The sequence below is a fragment of the Rahnella sp. RFA10(1/100) genome (assembly GCF_004195115.1).
In the GTDB taxonomy this organism is placed as follows: Bacteria; Pseudomonadota; Gammaproteobacteria; order Enterobacterales; family Enterobacteriaceae; genus Rahnella; species Rahnella perminowiae.
In genome coordinates this window covers 154,451-169,444 of the sequence record NZ_SEWR01000002.1, presented here as the reverse complement: position 1 = coordinate 169,444, position 14,994 = coordinate 154,451, and the positions used below count along the sequence as shown (strand labels likewise).

Here is a 14,994-nt window from a genome sequence, read left to right as displayed (position 1 = left end):
GTTAAATGATATGACTGAAAACAGTTCCATCATCGCCGTTTTTGGTCTTATGATTAATGCCAATTTCAAGCCAATCATAAGACCCATTATGCGCATCTTGTCTCAGCCCTCTGCACTGATTACGCTTTTCGAAAACACAGCCATCACCGGTTCAGACGCTGCGGCAGGTTTGCGTGACCGGCTGTGTTCAGCGTTGCGCAAGGCTATTCATACCGGTGCGCTGACCGGAGGAGAACGCCTGCCGTCTTCGCGTATTCTGGCCTCTGACCTGAAACTCTCACGGGTCACCGTAGAAGCCGCCTACGCACAGATAGAAGCAGAGGGTTATCTTCAGCGCCATACCGGCAAGGGGACTTTTGTCAGCCGCTCACTGCCCACCGCCCTGTCCTCCCGAAACAGCCAGGTCTTATCGCCTGGGTTTGCGCGCTTGTCAGCGCGGGGTGAGAAAATTATCGCCAACGGCGGCTGTCGTGACCCGCAAGCGCCCGTCGCCTTTGCAGCCGGTTCGCCTGATCTGCGCGCCTTCCCGCTGAAAATCTGGAAGCAAGTAACCGCCAGACAGCTGCGGACTCAGGGCGAACGCCTGCTGGGATATGGCGACCCGCAGGGGTATTTGCCCTTGCGCGAGGCGCTTGCCAGCTATCTTCAGCAGTCACGCGGGGTCATTTGCAGCGCCGGACAAATCCTTATCACCACCAGTTCGCAACAGGCACTGCAATTGCTGGCGATGCTCCTGATTGATCCCGCAGATACGGTGTGGCTTGAGCAGCCGGGTTATCCGGGTGCACGCAACGCGTTTGCCAGCGCCGGAGCCGATATTTGCGCCATTGAGGTTGATGAACAGGGAATGGTGCCGGGCGCTGATTCACCTGTGCCGCGCCTGATATACCTGACGCCGTCGCACCATTATCCGACCGGTGTCAGCCTGAGTTTGTCACGCCGTTTACATCTGCTCGGCTATGCGAAACGTCACGGCAGTTGGATCATCGAAGATGATTACGATAGTGAACTGCATTACGACGGGCGGCCGCTTCCGGCTATGCAAGGGCTGGATAAACATCAGCAGGTCATTTATCTGGGAACCTTCTCGAAAGTTTTATTCCCGTCTTTGCGGCTGGCCTATGCCGTCTTACCGCCTGCGCTGGTGGCACCGATGGTGACGCTGCGCACCGTGAATGACGGTCATTCTTCACAGCTGATGCAGGCCGTCACGGCGGAATTTATGCAGGCCGGGCATTTCGCTTCACATCTGCGCTTTTCGCGTCAGCTTTACCACAGCCGACGTGACCATCTGCTGACGCAAATTAAGCAAAAAATTGAATGGCTGAGCCCTCAGGTTGCCGCCGGGGGGTTACAACTCGCCGCCCGTCTGCCTGCCGGACAGGAACAGCATTTCAGCGCGCTTGCCGCCCAGGCTGGTGTCGAAACGCCACGGCTTTCACCTCTGTTTACCGCCAGCGCCGGTTTAGTGACCCAACATCAGGACGGCTGGCTGCTCGGTTTCTCGGCATTAACCCCGGCTGAAATCACCATCGCAGTAAACCGTCTGGCGTCGCTGAAGGTACCAGTCATTTAACAAACAGCGTCAATAACAACCAGCCCGCGCCGCCGCTGAACAACAGGAACGGGAAAGAATAATAGTGAAACCGCAGCCAGATCTTCTTGTCATTCGCCATGCGCAGCGCAATAAGATTGGCCAGCGATCCTATCGCCAGCCCGAAACCACCGGCATTGACGGCGTAGGCCAGCAACGGTCCGGAGGGTAAATAATTAATCATCAGGATTGTCGCGGGCACGTTACTGATGACCTGAGAAAGCCCGATGCTCAGCAGATAATGACCGTAATCAGGCAGCCCGTGAATATGCGTAAACGCTGGCTGCAGGGCATTCATCCCGACCAGTAAACGCACATCGATAAACATCACGATAAACACCAGGATCAGCGGCCAGTCGATGCGCAGCAGGACATTTCGCGCCAGCAGTAAAAAACACAGGATCACCGCCAGCAAACCATACAGGGCCAGCCCCAGATCAACACAGGCGATAAATACCGCGTAGAGCACAACACAGCTCACCAGCAGACCTTTTTGAAAAGGATATCCCTGATTGTTCTCAATTTTTTTCAGGCTGTGCGACGGAAAACAAAACCAGGTCACCAGCAATAAGGCAGCCAGAGTGACCAGCGCCAGCGGTGTCATCTGTCCGATAAAATGCAGGAAGGACTGACCGGATTTATTCCATAACAGAATATTTTGCGGGTTACCGATCGGCGTAAGCAGTGAACCGGCATTCACCGCCAGTGCTTCAAAGATAATCAGCCGCGTCACCGGTAACGACGTCAGTTTCTTCAGCGTGATCGTCAGCGGGATGATGATAAATAACGCGACGTCATTGGTCATAAACGTGGACAACAGTGCTGCAGCAGTGACCAGAAACAGCGCCAGCCACCGCTCATTGTCGATGGCGTTAATCATCTTACGGCCTACAAAATCAAAGTAACCGCTGACCTCAACGCCCTTGGTCAGCATCAGTAAACCCAGCAACGTGACGATCGTGTCCCAGTCCACAAACTGCGGAAACAGGCTGATTTCCTCAGGCTGAAACAGGGTCAGAATGACACCAAGCAGAATTAACAGATGCAAAAATCTGTCACGTAAAAAAGGCTTAAATACAGAGCCGAACGCCGCCATCAACATGTCTTTTCTTCACTGTTCAGAATTCGCTGACGTTACGCGAAGAATTGCGCCGCTGCCAGCGGATAACATCAATCAGCAGGAAAATAAGTAAGCTCGCGCCCATCACGGGCAATGAAATTGCCAGACCGATCGTGATCACCAAAATCGGGCATTGCAGCCTGAACGGCACAGACCGCCAGGTTTGTAGCAATGTCGTGGCCGGATGACTGTCGGTACTGTTGACGCTGCGGCGCAGCCACCACAGGCGATATCCCCAGGCAATCATCACACAAAGCCCGGCACCAAAAATCACCAGAATGGCCTGATTCCAGATGCCAAACAGAATGCCCATATGCGCATCCACACCCCAGCGGGTGAGTTTGGCAAGCAGCGGGAAATCAGCAAACCGCACGTGATCGACGATTTGCAGGGAACGGGGATTGACCGATACCGCATCCACCTGCGTTGGCCAGCTGCGATCAACTTCGGTCACTGTCCAGGCTTTCCCCGTGTTATACGCCGGACGGATTTCAATCTTGTTCGCCGCAATACCCGCCTCACGCGCTGCCTGTACTACCGCATCAAAAGTCTGTGCAGAAACAACGGCGGCTGGTGATGCAGCAGGCATGCTGTGTGCCGACATGTTCATTCCCGGCATATCAGGCATATCAGCCATCGGCGCTTGATGCCCGGCATGTTCACTGACCGGCCCGGCAACCGTCTGTGGATCCAGACTGGTTTTCACGCCGGGCGTCATCCAGCCCATATGGGCACGTAACACGCCGATATTGTCCCCCGCCCATTGTGACCAGGTCAGGCCGGTGGCGGAGAAAAACAGTAAACCGGCGAGCAAAACCAGGCCGAGCGAACTGTGCCAGCGACGGCTGTTTTGCTGCTGTTGTACCTTGCCACTGACCTTACGCAGTGGTCGGGGTTTCCGGCGACCACTGAACCAGAGCACGACGCCACCCGATGCTGCCACCCACAACCAGGAGGCAGCCAGCTCGCTATATATCCGGCCTGTATCGCCCAGCAATAAGCCGCGATGTAAATCATCCAGCCAGGTGCGGAAAGGCAAAATGCCGCTGGTGCCGTACACCGTCATGTCGCCTTTCACCGCCAGCGTGATGGGGTCGATGAAAATTGCACGGCTCTTAGATGCTCCGAGTTGCGGATCAGAAAACATCACACGCGTCGTTTCCCCCGCAGAGGGGGCCGGTCTGACGGCGTAGATTTTTTTATCCTGACCGGCAACCTGTAGCGCCGCATCTATCTGACGGGAGAGCGGCTGCGCCTCTCCTTTTGAGGCGGTAAATAATGCGCCGGCATAGAGATAATTTTCCAACTGAGGTGTCAGTACATACAGTGTACCGGTCAGCGCAGCGACAAAAATAAAGGGTCCGACGAACAGGCCAATGTAAAAATGCACACGGCGCAGCAACGCCATAAAGGCCGCTTGCGCAGGCATTTTTTTACCCGCGCTGGAAGGCAGGTTTGCAGGTTGATTCATAAATCTGGTTTCCTGAATTTCAAATAACACGCCGTCAACAGCGATAAAAATCGCGGTTAACTTGAAAGAAATTATTCAGAGGCAGTTACAGAAAAACAGGCGGTGCGCGGGGTTGGGAATCCGTGAATATCAGCGAAGGAATAAGATGCGGTATGGCAGCGCACGGTGGAGCACGGCTGGAAACATCCAGCGACCACTGCATGGGCATAGCCTGCAAATCGAGCAGGGGTAAATGCACCAGCAACACGCAATAACCGCACGCGGCATCGCTCATGTCGCCAGAAAGCATAGCTTTCACGGTATCCTGCGGCGCAGACTGACAGGCGGGCGTCTGGCAATGCTCTTCCGATGATACAGAATGCACTGACATATCCATGTCAGCCATTTCCCCGTCCGACATGTCCATCCCGGACATCATCATGCCGGGCATCATCCTATGCTGCACACCCTCTGCCACCAGCGATTTAGACACCACGGGCGCAATAAACAACATCAGTATCGCCACCATCCCGAGCCAGGCCGGGAAGTGCAAATGTCGATGATGGATATGTCGGAGTGAGAGCATTATGTCAACAAGGTGAAAATAAGAAGCGGCGAAATTGTACCTGAATTGTTGAGATATACACCCGAAATCATTCAGGTTCTATCACGACCGCGGGCGAATAATTCCTCAGAAACCCGGCACGCCAACGCAGAGGCGGCCTGAAGGATGGCGGAGACAAAAAAGCCCGCTCGGAAGCAGGCTTTTATACAGACATTAACGGACAGTATTATTTGTCGTTTTTCAGCTTACGCATCACCAGCGTGGCGTTGGTGCCACCGAAACCGAAGCTGTTAGACATCACCGTCGTCAGTTCACGCTGCGTTGGCTGAGTGATGATATCCATACCTTCGGCCTGCTCATCAAGGTTTTCGATGTTGATGCTTGGCGCGATGAAGCCGTATTCAGCCATCAGCAAGGTGTAGATCGCTTCCTGAACGCCTGCGGCACCCAGAGAGTGACCGGTCATGGCTTTGGTCGAAGACAGCGCCGGCGTTTTGTCACCGAACACTTCACGGATAGCGCCCAGTTCTTTAACGTCGCCGACCGGGGTAGAAGTCCCATGAACGTTAACGTAATCGATTGGAGTATCTACACCGTTCATTGCCATTTTCATGCAACGCACTGCGCCTTCGCCAGAAGGAGCCACCATATCTGCGCCGTCAGATGTTGCGCCGTAGCCAACGATTTCTGCATAGATATGCGCGCCACGTGCCAGAGCGTGTTCCAGCTCTTCGACAACAACCATACCGCCGCCACCTGCGATAACGAAACCGTCACGCGCTTTGTCGTAGGTACGGGATGCTTTGTCCGGCGTTTCGTTGTAGCTGGTGGACAGTGCGCCCATCGCGTCAAATTCACACGCCATTTCCCAGCACAGTTCTTCACCGCCACCGGCAAACACCACATCCTGTTTGCCCAGCTGAATCATTTCTACCGCGTTACCGATGCAGTGTGCAGAGGTGGCGCAGGCAGAACTGATGGAATAGTTAACGCCGCGAATTTTGAACGGTGTTGCGAGGCAGGCAGACACGCCGGAAGCCATCGCTTTGGTCACCATGTAAGGGCCTACGCCGCGCAGGCCTTTGGCACGCATACCGTCGGAGCCCGCGACCTGATTGCGCGGAGAACCGCCGCCGGAACCTGCGATCAGGCCGGTACGTTCGTTGGATACCATTTCAGGGGTCAGACCGGAGTCTTCAATCGCCTGTTGCATGGATAAATAAGCGTAGATCGAGGCATCACTCATGAAACGCACAATCTTACGATCGATAAGGCCTGCGGTGTCTAATTTGACATCACCCCAGACGTGACTACGCATCCCGGCATCTTTCAGCTCTTGCGAGAAGGTGATCCCAGAGCGACCTTCCTGCAGAGATGCAAGAACTTCCTGCTTGTTGTTACCGATGCTCGAGATGATACCCAGGCCAGTAATCACTGCACGTTTCATTTAATACCTCTTGTACTATTCACCATTTGGGATTTCGTCACGCACTCTAGCGTACAGTTGTACGCCGAACAAGTCCGATCAGCAATTCCTTGTGTAAATCGTGGTAAATTTGCGCGGGTTCTAAGGCAGCGTTAAACTTCGGCATCGCCTTGAACTGAGAGAGTTTCACGTGAGCCACAACCCGATCACGCCCGCAGAATTAAGCTGGAACGAACAGGGTACACCTGTTTCCCGACATTTTGATGACGTCTATTTTTCCAATCAGAACGGCCTGCTGGAAACACGACATGTTTTTCTCAATGGCAATCATTTTCCGGCACGTTTTGCCGGCCACCCTCGCCCGCTGTGCATTATCGCCGAAACCGGTTTTGGCACCGGTCTGAACTTTATGTCGCTGTGGCAAGCCTTCGGGACATTCCGCGAAGCGCAGCCCGACGCCACGCTGCAACGTCTGCATTTCATCAGCTACGAGAAATTTCCGTTGTCCGCCCGTGATCTGGCGACAGCACACACACAATGGCCCGAGCTGGCCGCGTATTCGGCACAACTTTGCGAACAATGGCCAATGCCCTTTCCCGGCTGTCACCGCCTGCTGCTCGCAGACGGGCGTATCACGCTTGACCTGTGGTTCGGCGATGTCACTACCCTGCTTCCGGCATGTGACACCAGTATGAATCAACAGATCGACGCCTGGTTTCTCGACGGATTTGCCCCGTCCAAAAATCCGGACATGTGGACAGAGGATTTATTCCGTTCAATGGCGAAAATGACCCGACCGCAGGGTACATTCGCCACCTTCACCGTGGCGGGTTTTGTCCGCCGCGGATTGCAAAGCGCAGGTTTTGACATCAGTAAGGTACCGGGGTTCGGCGAAAAGCGACATATGTTAGCCGGTGTGCTGCCCGCAGGAATTGACGTACCTCATCCCGCACCGTGGTATGTGCGTCCGGCGGCGAAAAATGTCACTGAATTTGCCCTTCTCGGCGGCGGCGTCGCCAGTGCTGTGTTATCGCTGGCATTACTTCGACGTGGTTTTGCGGTCACGCTGTATTGCGCCGATGAAAAACCGGCACTCGGTGCTTCCGGCAACCGTCAGGGGGCGGTTTATCCGTTGCTCAACGGCCGCGGCGATACACTGGAGAACTTCTTTGCCCATGCTTTCACTTTCGCCCGCCGCCAGTATGCGCAACTTGAAAAGGCGGATGTGTCTTTCGATCACGGCTGGAGTGGCGTCACGCAACTCGGGTATGACGAAAAAAGTCAGGGCAAAATTGACGGCATCATTAACGGTGGCTGGCCGGGAGAACTGGCAACAGGATTAAGTGAAGAAGACGTGGAAGCACTATGCGGATTGCCGTGCGGCAGCGGCGGCGTAACTTATCCGCTCGGTGCCTGGCTGTGTCCGGCTGAACTGACCGCGTCCCTGATTTCGCTTGCCGAAACCCGGGGCTTAACCATGCATTATCGCCAGCGCGCAACCGCATTAAATTATGATGCAGATTCACAGTGGGTGCTGACCTTTGCCGATGGCCATGTTGCCCGTCATCAGGGCGTTGTCCTGGCCAACGGCGCGGACATCACTGATTTCAGCCAGACCGAAAAACTGCCGGTTTACGCGGTCAGCGGTCAGGTTTCGCATATTCCGACCACACCTGTACTGAGCAAACTTAAACAGGTCTTGTGTTATGACGGTTATATGACCCCGGTCAGTCCGCAAAATCAGCATCATTGCATTGGCGCAAGCTATCACCGTGCGGATAAATGCACGGATTACCGTGAAGACGATCAGCAGGAAAACCGCCAGCGGCTGCTGAACTGCCTGCCGGAACAACCATGGCCACATGAGGTGGATGTCAGTCAGAGTGAGGCGAGGAACGGCGTGCGTTGTGCAACGCGGGATCATCTGCCGATGATCGGTTCGGTGTCCGATTACGACGCGTTGCTGGAAAGCTATAAAAAACTGGATCTGGATATTCAGCGCCATCGCCCGATTGCAGACGCGCCGGTGTATGAAAACCTGTTTCTGTTTGGCGCGCTCGGCTCCCGTGGCCTCAGCTCCGCCCCCCTGGGGGCAGAAATACTGGCTGCACAGATTGCCGGTGAACCATTGCCGCTCGACAGCGACACACTGGCGGCGCTGAATCCAAACCGGATGTGGGTCAGAAAACTGCTGAAAGGCCGCCCGGTCGAATCACATTAACCGGCCACTGAGGCAATAAAAAAGCGCAGCCGGTTAACCCGTCGCTGCGCTTTTTCACAAAATAGCGTCCCCTAAAACTGAGGCAGGGAAGCCTGATACAGATTTTCCCACATGCCCTGCACTAAAGCCTGATCGCGTGGTGACAACTCACCGGCTTTGATGGCTTTGTCCAGGCCATCCTGAACACGGATTTTCAGTGCTTCAGCAGTGTGTTCACCGTTTTCTTCCGCTTCTGCCACGGCGACCGTCAGATGGCCCCGCAGATAGCCACTGGCAAACAATTCGTCGTCACTGGCGCTTTCGACCATATCGTCGATCAGCGTTAAAATCCGCGTTTCAAATTCTGCGATCATTACTCTTCCTCTCGTAACAGGTATTCGGGGTCTTATTCGATCGGCTGCAACGCAGGGAAATCTGCAGGCGTCAATGGGGGCGTATTGTAAAACGATTGTAACGCTTTAATAAAGCGTGCCGGTCTTTCAGGAATACCCTGTTCCAGCATACGCAGCACTTCTTCGCGTACTTTGTTCTGAAAACCCACGCGGTCAGGTTCGCAATCGCCGCTCAGGTTGTCACAACTGACGTTGAAACGAAAACCTGCCGCCACACAGAACAGCCATTCGTAAGATTGTGGTTTGATTTCCACTTTCTCGAATTCACTTTGCGTTTGCGCATCGCGGCCGTCCGGGCAGTACCAGTAACCGAAATCCACCCGTTTGCGGCGCTCAGCGCCAGCCACACACCAGTGGGAAATTTCATGCATGCCGCTGGCATAATAACCGTGTGCAAACACAATCCGGTTAAAAGGGGTCTGCTCATCAGCAGGCAAATAGATCGGCTCGTCGTCGCCTTTGACCAGGCGAACGTTAAATTCCTCAAAGAAGCAGGAATCAAAAATGTCGATCAGTTGATGATAGTTATGTGTTGCAGTCGAATCTGACATAAAACGGTAAAACTCAGTAAGTGGGAAAGGCGACAATATACCCTTGTTTACACACCCGATTTCATGACCTCAGGCAAGCATTTTGCAGCGCCTGCCATTATAAATGCAGGCTTATCCATTGATGGATTTCAGCGCCATGATTGTCATAAATCAGCTTGCAGCTCATCACCACGGAAACGATGACCACCATCGGACGAATGATCTTCTGACCTTTGCTCAGCACCATCCGCGCGCCCAGACGTGCACCGATAAACTGCCCCGCCATCATCACAAATCCCAGCACCCACACCACTTTGCCGCCAAGTATGAAAAACAGCAGGCCGCCAAAGTTGGAGGTGAAATTCAGGACTTTTGCATGTGCCGTGGCTTTTGCCAGATTAAACCCGCATAACGTCACAAAAGCCAGCGCGTAAAAAGAACCGGCACCGGGACCGAAAAAGCCATCGTAGAACCCGACACAACCGCCGCCTACCAGCGCATACGGCAGTGCATTTAAGCGCCTTGCCCGGTCGCTTTCGCCCAGACGCGGCGTCAGCAAAAAATACAACCCAATGCAGATGATCAGCAGCGGTAAAACCTGACGTAACATATCAGCGCGCAGATGCTGGATAAGGATCGCGCCGATCACTGATCCCGTAAAGGTACAGGCAATATTCAGTTTTTGATCGTTGAGATTCACCACACCACGCCGTACAAAGTAAAGACTGGCGGAGAAGGATCCGCCTATCGATGACAGCTTATTGGTCGCAATGGCCTGTGCCGGTGACACACCTGCCGCAAGCAGCGCCGGCAGGCTGATCAGCCCGCCACCACCGGCAATGGAATCAATGAAACCGGCAAACAGTGCAACGAAAAATAAAACAACCAAAACCCACGGGGCAACAATCAACCAGTCCATTTTTCTGTCAGCTCGCTATGCGTGGCGAAGAGTAAGTAAAACCTGTTAAAGAACGTGTTTATCCAGCAACGCCTGACAAGAAGGCGGCAACGGAGGGGGCTCTTTTTTCACCGGGTTTCCGCTGCCCGGCTTAGGTGGCAGGAACCAGCTTTGCAGCTCTGCGCCACAACCATCACCCGCAGGCGGTGGTGCCTGATTCTCACATTCGAGGTTACCTACCGGGCAACGCAGACGAACGTGCATATGCGCGCGATGACCAAACCACGGACGTACCTTATGCAGCCATTCGCGATCCGTTCCTGCATCAAGACAGAGCTGTTGTTTGATAGCCGGATTGACGAAGATCCGCACCACATCTTTATCCTGTGCTGCCATTTTGATCAGCGTTTCGATCCGTGGCTGCCACTGAGAGGGCACAATGGATTTACCGTTGGCACTGACCAGATCGATAGGCTGCGGCCTGAGCAACATCTGTTCGCTCCAGCGCTGACGCGGCAGTTGCAGCCAGATATCCACATCCAGCCCGGACTGATGGCTGGCGTGACCACTGCTGAAGCGCCCGCCAGCCGGCATCGCCATATCACCGACCAGCAGGGTACCCAGTCCTTTTTGTTGAGCCTGCGTGCCCAGACGGGTGATAAATGCCAGTAAATCAGGCTGGCCGAAATAGCGGCGCTGGTCGGTACGCATCACCTGATAGGCCGGAGAGTTCAGCGGCAAGGGCTGTGCACCAACCTGACAACCGTTGGCATAACTGCCAATCGCTTCCGGCGTGCCGGAAATCGGCTGAGTAATTTTCTGCCACGGCGTTGCCGCCATCGCAGGTGCGCAAAGTGCAAGCGCCAGAAGACTGGCGCAAACAGCACGAAACGCCGGGAACGTGCGTAAAGGTTTCATCGGACAGATTACCAGCGTGGCACGGTGGAATGGACGTCGCCGTTCTGAGCACGCTGACGCAGTAAATGATCCATCAGTACGATCGCCATCATTGCTTCGGCAATCGGTACCGCACGGATACCGACGCACGGATCATGACGCCCTTTGGTGATCATCTCGACCTGCTCACCGTCGCGGTTAATCGTACGACCCGGTACAGTGATACTCGAGGTCGGCTTCAGCGCCAGATGGGCGATAACCGGCTGGCCGCTGCTGATGCCGCCGAGAATCCCACCCGCGTGGTTGCTTTCGAAACCGCCCGGCGTAATTTCGTCCCGGTTTTCACTGCCACGTTTGGCGACAACCGCAAAACCATCGCCGATTTCCACACCTTTCACGGCATTAATGCTCATCAGTGCATGCGCCAGATCCGCATCCAGACGATCAAACACAGGCTCACCCAGGCCGACAGGCACATGATCCGCCACCACAGTGATTTTGGCACCGATCGAATCACCCTCTTTTTTCAGCGCACGCATCAGCTCATCCAGCGCTTCCAGCTTGCTTTCATCCGGGCAGAAGAACGGGTTAGTGTCCACCAGATCCCAGTCTTTCAGCTCGCAGGTGATATCACCCATTTGCGACATATAACCGCGTACTTTGACACCGAACTTCTCCAGCAGGTATTTCTTAGCCACCGCGCCAGCGGCCACACGCATCGCGGTCTCGCGGGCAGACGAACGGCCGCCGCCACGGTAATCGCGCACGCCATATTTTTGCTCGTAGGTATAATCGGCATGTCCCGGGCGGAACACATCTTTGATTGCGCTGTAATCCTGGGATCGCTGATCGGTGTTCTGGATAATCAGACCGATGCTGGTGCCGGTAGTGACGCCTTCAAACACACCTGAAAGAATTTTTACTTCATCAGCTTCACGGCGCTGTGTGGTGTAACGCGAAGTGCCCGGACGACGACGGTCGAGATCGTGTTGCAGATCAGCTTCGGTCAGCGAAATGCCCGGCGGTACACCGTCAATAATACAGCCCAGTGCCACACCGTGGGATTCGCCAAAAGTGGTGACGCGGAAAAACTGCCCAATACTGTTCCCTGCCATCACGGCTCCTTAACCATTATGTTGATGGATGCTCAATGACCGGCGCAATGCCGGTCATTATTGTCAAAGTGAATTAGTCTTTGTATGCGCGGAATTCTTCGGCGCAATCGAGAAGTTGCTGTTTGGTCAGCATAAAGACGCCGTCACCACCGTTTTCAAACTCCAGCCAGGTGAACGGGATCTCAGGATACTGCTCCATCAGATGCACCATGCTGTTGCCCACTTCGCAGATCAGCACGCCGTTATCGGTCAGGTAATCGGGTGCACAGGCCAAAATGCGACGGGTCAGTTTCAGACCGTCGCTGCCGGAAGCCAGCCCCAGAACCGGCTCGTGGCGGTATTCCTGCGGCAGATCAGACATGTCTTCTTCGTCCACGTACGGCGGATTGGTGACAATCAGGTCATATTGCAAGGCTGGCAATTCACGGAACAGGTCGGAGCGGATGGGCGTGACCCAGTTTTCAATGCCGTGTGTGTCGATATTGCGCTCAGCCACCGCCAGCGCATCGGCAGAAATGTCGACAGCGTCAACTTCGGTTTCAGGGAACGCATAAGCACAGGCAATAGCAATGCAGCCGCTGCCGGTACACATATCAAGAATGTGCTGCGGCTGTTCGTTCAGAATGCCGGAGAAACGGTTGCTGATCAGCTCGCCAATAGGCGAACGTGGCACCAGTACGCGTTCATCGACATAGAATTCCATGTCGCAGAACCAGGCTTTGTTGGTCAGATAGGCCACCGGCACCCGCTCGTTGACGCGGCGGATCACACGCTCAACAATGCGGTGGCGCTCGCTGGATGTCAGGCGTGCGGTGTGCATATCTTCAGGGATGTCCAGCGGTAAAAACACGCTTGGCAGAACCAGTTGCACGGCTTCGTCCCACGGGTTATCGGTGCCGTGACCGTAATAGACATTGGCCGCGTTCAGGCGGCTGACGGTCCAGCGCAGCATATCCTGAATGGTATGCAGCTCACTGACAGCTTCGTCGACGAAAATTTTGTCCAATTTTATTCTCCAGGCAGTGCACGGGTTTTTAACAGACGTTTAACCCATTATTTGCCGCATAGTTTGCCACGAAGCCCGCCACAAATCAGCAGCTAGTCAACGCACTTGCGCGATGTCCCGAAGAATTTAACCCTGAGTTTTCTTTAAACCGCAGGGTGACGGAAGGTACACTGTCTGTATTGAGCGATAATGACGATAAAAAGATGAAGAAAAAACACCTGCTCAGCCCCGAGGAAGCGGCGTTATTCCGCGAGGCTGTTCCGGGCATCAAGCGCCTGAAAAACGATACGATTACTCACCGCCCGCCGCGAAAAAAGCTGGTCACCCTGTCGCCTAAAAAGCTGATTCAGGAGCAGGTGGACGCGAGCTATTACTTTTCTGATGAATTCCAGCCAATGTTGCAGGAAGAAGGCCCGGTTCGCCATATCCGGCCAGATGTCAGTCATTTTGAATTGAAAAAATTGCGTCGCGGCGATTATTCGCCCGAGCTGTTTCTGGATTTACACGGTTTAACGCAGAGAGAAGCCAAACAGGAACTGGGCGCGCTGATCGCCGCCTGCCGCCGTGAACATGTACATTGCGCCTGTGTGATGCACGGTCACGGCAAACATATCCTCAAGCAACAAACCCCGTTGTGGCTGGCACAGCATCCGGACGTCGAGGCTTTCCATCAGGCTCCTAAAGAACTGGGTGGCAGCGCCGCTTTGCTGGTACTGGTTGAGCTGGACGATAAAATCAGCTGACTTCCTCCCCACCTTCATAAACGAGAAAGGCACAGCCGGAGCTGTGCCTTTCTTTTGTCTGGCGCTGTTCACCGAAGCCTTACTCTAAATAATTCGAGTTGCAGCAAGGCGGCAAGAAAAATTATCCCGATAAGCTTACTCAGGTAAGTGATCCGGGTAATTTATCGCAGCCAATGCATCTGCGGCTCGAAGTATGACGAGTAAACGGGATTAGACCTTAGCCATCACCTGGCATGGGCTGAATTGCCAGTCAAAGGTGCCTTGCCCGGTTTCGCCGTTCAGTTCAACACTTGCCATCGCGGAAGTGGCGAACATTGGCGGGCAAACGCCCGGACACAGTTCTGCTACCAGATAACCGACCAGCGGCAGATGCGACACCACCAGTACCGCGTTGACGCCGATCAGTGCCAGATGCTGCAGTTCACTGGCGACCAGAGCAGGATCTCCGCCCGGTGTCAGTTCCTTGAGAATATCAATCTCAACATTTCCGGGCAGCGCCAGACACTGGCGCACTTTTTCGAGCGTCTGCTGCGCACGCAGGTACGGGCTGACCAGAATGCGGTCAATTTTGATGCCACGGCCATTCAGCCAGGCAGCCATATGTACTGATTCGTCACATCCGCATTCGCTTAACGGGCGAACTGAGTCGCTGGCAGCTTCGAGAACCGCATCACCGTGACGCATAATTACAACTTGCATATTGCACCGCTTTTGTTAACAAAAATAGCGCTATACAGAAACGCCTTGCGTGCTGTATTACCCATTGCCCAGCATTTCAATCACTGTCAGATTGAAGTTTTTCATTACAAGATAGCTGTCAGGCATTACATCCACTTAACACGCTGTGCCCACATGCCCTGCATGATGAGCATCAGCGGTCGGGCATTTTGCCTGAAACTTCACGTAAATAAAACGCTGTTTTTTACACCAACCCTTACCGCTTGTAAACCATTCAGGCGATTATTTAACCACTCAGGTTGTAGATCAATCGTTTGGGATTGTTTCTGTACAAAGTTATTCTCACCATAAAAATGATC

14 protein-coding genes are annotated in these 14,994 nt (G+C 54.1%); 3 read left to right on the top strand and 11 right to left on the bottom strand.

All coding sequences use genetic code 11. From position 1 onward, the window contains the following. Nucleotides 1-88 precede the first annotated feature (88 nt). Nucleotides 89-1,576 carry a PLP-dependent aminotransferase family protein gene (locus tag ETV65_RS07570; protein ID WP_240782818.1) on the top strand — a complete coding sequence of 496 codons (1,488 nt, stop codon included), beginning with the start codon at nucleotides 89-91 and terminating at the stop codon, nucleotides 1,574-1,576. On the opposite strand, the gene ETV65_RS07565 is transcribed toward ETV65_RS07570, so the two are convergent. From ETV65_RS07565 to fabB, 4 genes are all read right to left on the bottom strand, one after another. Beyond that, the gene (locus ETV65_RS07565; protein ID WP_129952295.1) at nucleotides 1,569-2,696 is read right to left on the bottom strand and encodes an SLC13 family permease; all 1,128 of its coding nucleotides are present in this window, start codon (nucleotides 2,694-2,696) and stop codon (nucleotides 1,569-1,571) included. The genes ETV65_RS07570 and ETV65_RS07565 overlap by 8 nt on opposite strands. A gap of 16 nt (nucleotides 2,697-2,712) precedes the next feature. After that, entirely contained in the window at nucleotides 2,713-4,185 is a 1,473-nt protein-coding gene (locus ETV65_RS07560) for a PepSY-associated TM helix domain-containing protein (RefSeq protein ID WP_129952294.1), read from the bottom strand. Nucleotides 4,186-4,270: 85 nt separating this feature from the next. Next, complete coding sequence (locus ETV65_RS07555; RefSeq protein WP_129952293.1) at nucleotides 4,271-4,750, bottom strand: DUF2946 domain-containing protein; 480 nt, start codon at nucleotides 4,748-4,750, stop codon at nucleotides 4,271-4,273. Between the two features lie 205 nt (nucleotides 4,751-4,955). Then, nucleotides 4,956-6,176: a beta-ketoacyl-ACP synthase I gene (fabB, locus tag ETV65_RS07550; RefSeq protein WP_129952292.1), complete on the bottom strand. Its 1,221-nt coding sequence runs from the start codon at nucleotides 6,174-6,176 to the stop codon at nucleotides 4,956-4,958. Nucleotides 6,177-6,345: 169 nt separating this feature from the next. Here fabB and mnmC point away from each other — a divergent pair, with 169 nt between their 5' ends. Continuing rightward, nucleotides 6,346-8,376: a bifunctional tRNA (5-methylaminomethyl-2-thiouridine)(34)-methyltransferase MnmD/FAD-dependent 5-carboxymethylaminomethyl-2-thiouridine(34) oxidoreductase MnmC gene (mnmC, locus tag ETV65_RS07545; protein ID WP_129952291.1), complete on the top strand. Its 2,031-nt coding sequence runs from the start codon at nucleotides 6,346-6,348 to the stop codon at nucleotides 8,374-8,376. A gap of 71 nt (nucleotides 8,377-8,447) precedes the next feature. Here the strand turns inward: mnmC and ETV65_RS07540 are convergent, their stop codons facing one another. The 6 genes from ETV65_RS07540 to prmB form a co-directional block, all read right to left on the bottom strand. Beyond that, a complete protein-coding gene (locus ETV65_RS07540; RefSeq protein WP_129952290.1) occupies nucleotides 8,448-8,729 on the bottom strand; it encodes a YfcL family protein in 282 nt (93 codons plus the stop codon). Between the two features lie 32 nt (nucleotides 8,730-8,761). After that, nucleotides 8,762-9,319, bottom strand: coding sequence for an elongation factor P hydroxylase (locus ETV65_RS07535; protein ID WP_129952289.1), 558 nt, complete (start codon nucleotides 9,317-9,319; stop codon nucleotides 8,762-8,764). 97 nt (nucleotides 9,320-9,416) lie between these two features. Beyond that, nucleotides 9,417-10,217: a sulfite exporter TauE/SafE family protein gene (locus tag ETV65_RS07530; protein WP_129952288.1), complete on the bottom strand. Its 801-nt coding sequence runs from the start codon at nucleotides 10,215-10,217 to the stop codon at nucleotides 9,417-9,419. Nucleotides 10,218-10,262: 45 nt separating this feature from the next. Further along, the gene (mepA, locus tag ETV65_RS07525; protein ID WP_165383708.1) at nucleotides 10,263-11,114 is read right to left on the bottom strand and encodes a penicillin-insensitive murein endopeptidase; all 852 of its coding nucleotides are present in this window, start codon (nucleotides 11,112-11,114) and stop codon (nucleotides 10,263-10,265) included. 8 nt (nucleotides 11,115-11,122) lie between these two features. Further along, nucleotides 11,123-12,208, bottom strand: a complete 1,086-nt coding sequence (aroC, locus tag ETV65_RS07520) for a chorismate synthase (RefSeq protein WP_129952287.1) — start codon at nucleotides 12,206-12,208, stop codon at nucleotides 11,123-11,125. A 73-nt stretch (nucleotides 12,209-12,281) separates the two neighbouring features. Next, nucleotides 12,282-13,214: a 50S ribosomal protein L3 N(5)-glutamine methyltransferase gene (gene prmB, locus ETV65_RS07515; RefSeq protein WP_129952286.1), complete on the bottom strand. Its 933-nt coding sequence runs from the start codon at nucleotides 13,212-13,214 to the stop codon at nucleotides 12,282-12,284. 203 nt (nucleotides 13,215-13,417) lie between these two features. On the opposite strand from prmB, the gene smrB reads away from it, so the two are divergent. Next, on the top strand, nucleotides 13,418-13,957 hold the full coding sequence (gene smrB / locus ETV65_RS07510) for an endonuclease SmrB (RefSeq protein ID WP_129952776.1): 540 nt from the start codon (nucleotides 13,418-13,420) through the stop codon (nucleotides 13,955-13,957). 210 nt (nucleotides 13,958-14,167) lie between these two features. Here the strand turns inward: smrB and sixA are convergent, their stop codons facing one another. After that, nucleotides 14,168-14,656 (bottom strand): phosphohistidine phosphatase SixA, encoded by a 489-nt coding sequence (sixA, locus tag ETV65_RS07505; protein WP_129952285.1) that lies wholly within the window; start codon nucleotides 14,654-14,656, stop codon nucleotides 14,168-14,170. Between the last annotated feature and the right edge of the window lie 338 nt (nucleotides 14,657-14,994).

Coding starts and splice junctions, on each gene's coding strand:
- ETV65_RS07535 (WP_129952289.1), bottom strand. CDS start 9,319: ATGTCAGATTCGACTGCAACACATAACTATCATCAACTGATCGACATT.
- ETV65_RS07530 (WP_129952288.1), bottom strand. CDS start 10,217: ATGGACTGGTTGATTGTTGCCCCGTGGGTTTTGGTTGTTTTATTTTTC.
- sixA (WP_129952285.1), bottom strand. CDS start 14,656: ATGCAAGTTGTAATTATGCGTCACGGTGATGCGGTTCTCGAAGCTGCC.
- ETV65_RS07540 (WP_129952290.1), bottom strand. CDS start 8,729: ATGATCGCAGAATTTGAAACGCGGATTTTAACGCTGATCGACGATATG.
- ETV65_RS07555 (WP_129952293.1), bottom strand. CDS start 4,750: ATGCTCTCACTCCGACATATCCATCATCGACATTTGCACTTCCCGGCC.
- mepA (WP_165383708.1), bottom strand. CDS start 11,114: ATGAAACCTTTACGCACGTTCCCGGCGTTTCGTGCTGTTTGCGCCAGT.
- aroC (WP_129952287.1), bottom strand. CDS start 12,208: ATGGCAGGGAACAGTATTGGGCAGTTTTTCCGCGTCACCACTTTTGGC.
- ETV65_RS07560 (WP_129952294.1), bottom strand. CDS start 4,185: ATGAATCAACCTGCAAACCTGCCTTCCAGCGCGGGTAAAAAAATGCCT.
- smrB (WP_129952776.1), top strand. CDS start 13,418: ATGAAGAAAAAACACCTGCTCAGCCCCGAGGAAGCGGCGTTATTCCGC.
- ETV65_RS07565 (WP_129952295.1), bottom strand. CDS start 2,696: ATGTTGATGGCGGCGTTCGGCTCTGTATTTAAGCCTTTTTTACGTGAC.
- fabB (WP_129952292.1), bottom strand. CDS start 6,176: ATGAAACGTGCAGTGATTACTGGCCTGGGTATCATCTCGAGCATCGGT.
- ETV65_RS07570 (WP_240782818.1), top strand. CDS start 89: ATGCGCATCTTGTCTCAGCCCTCTGCACTGATTACGCTTTTCGAAAAC.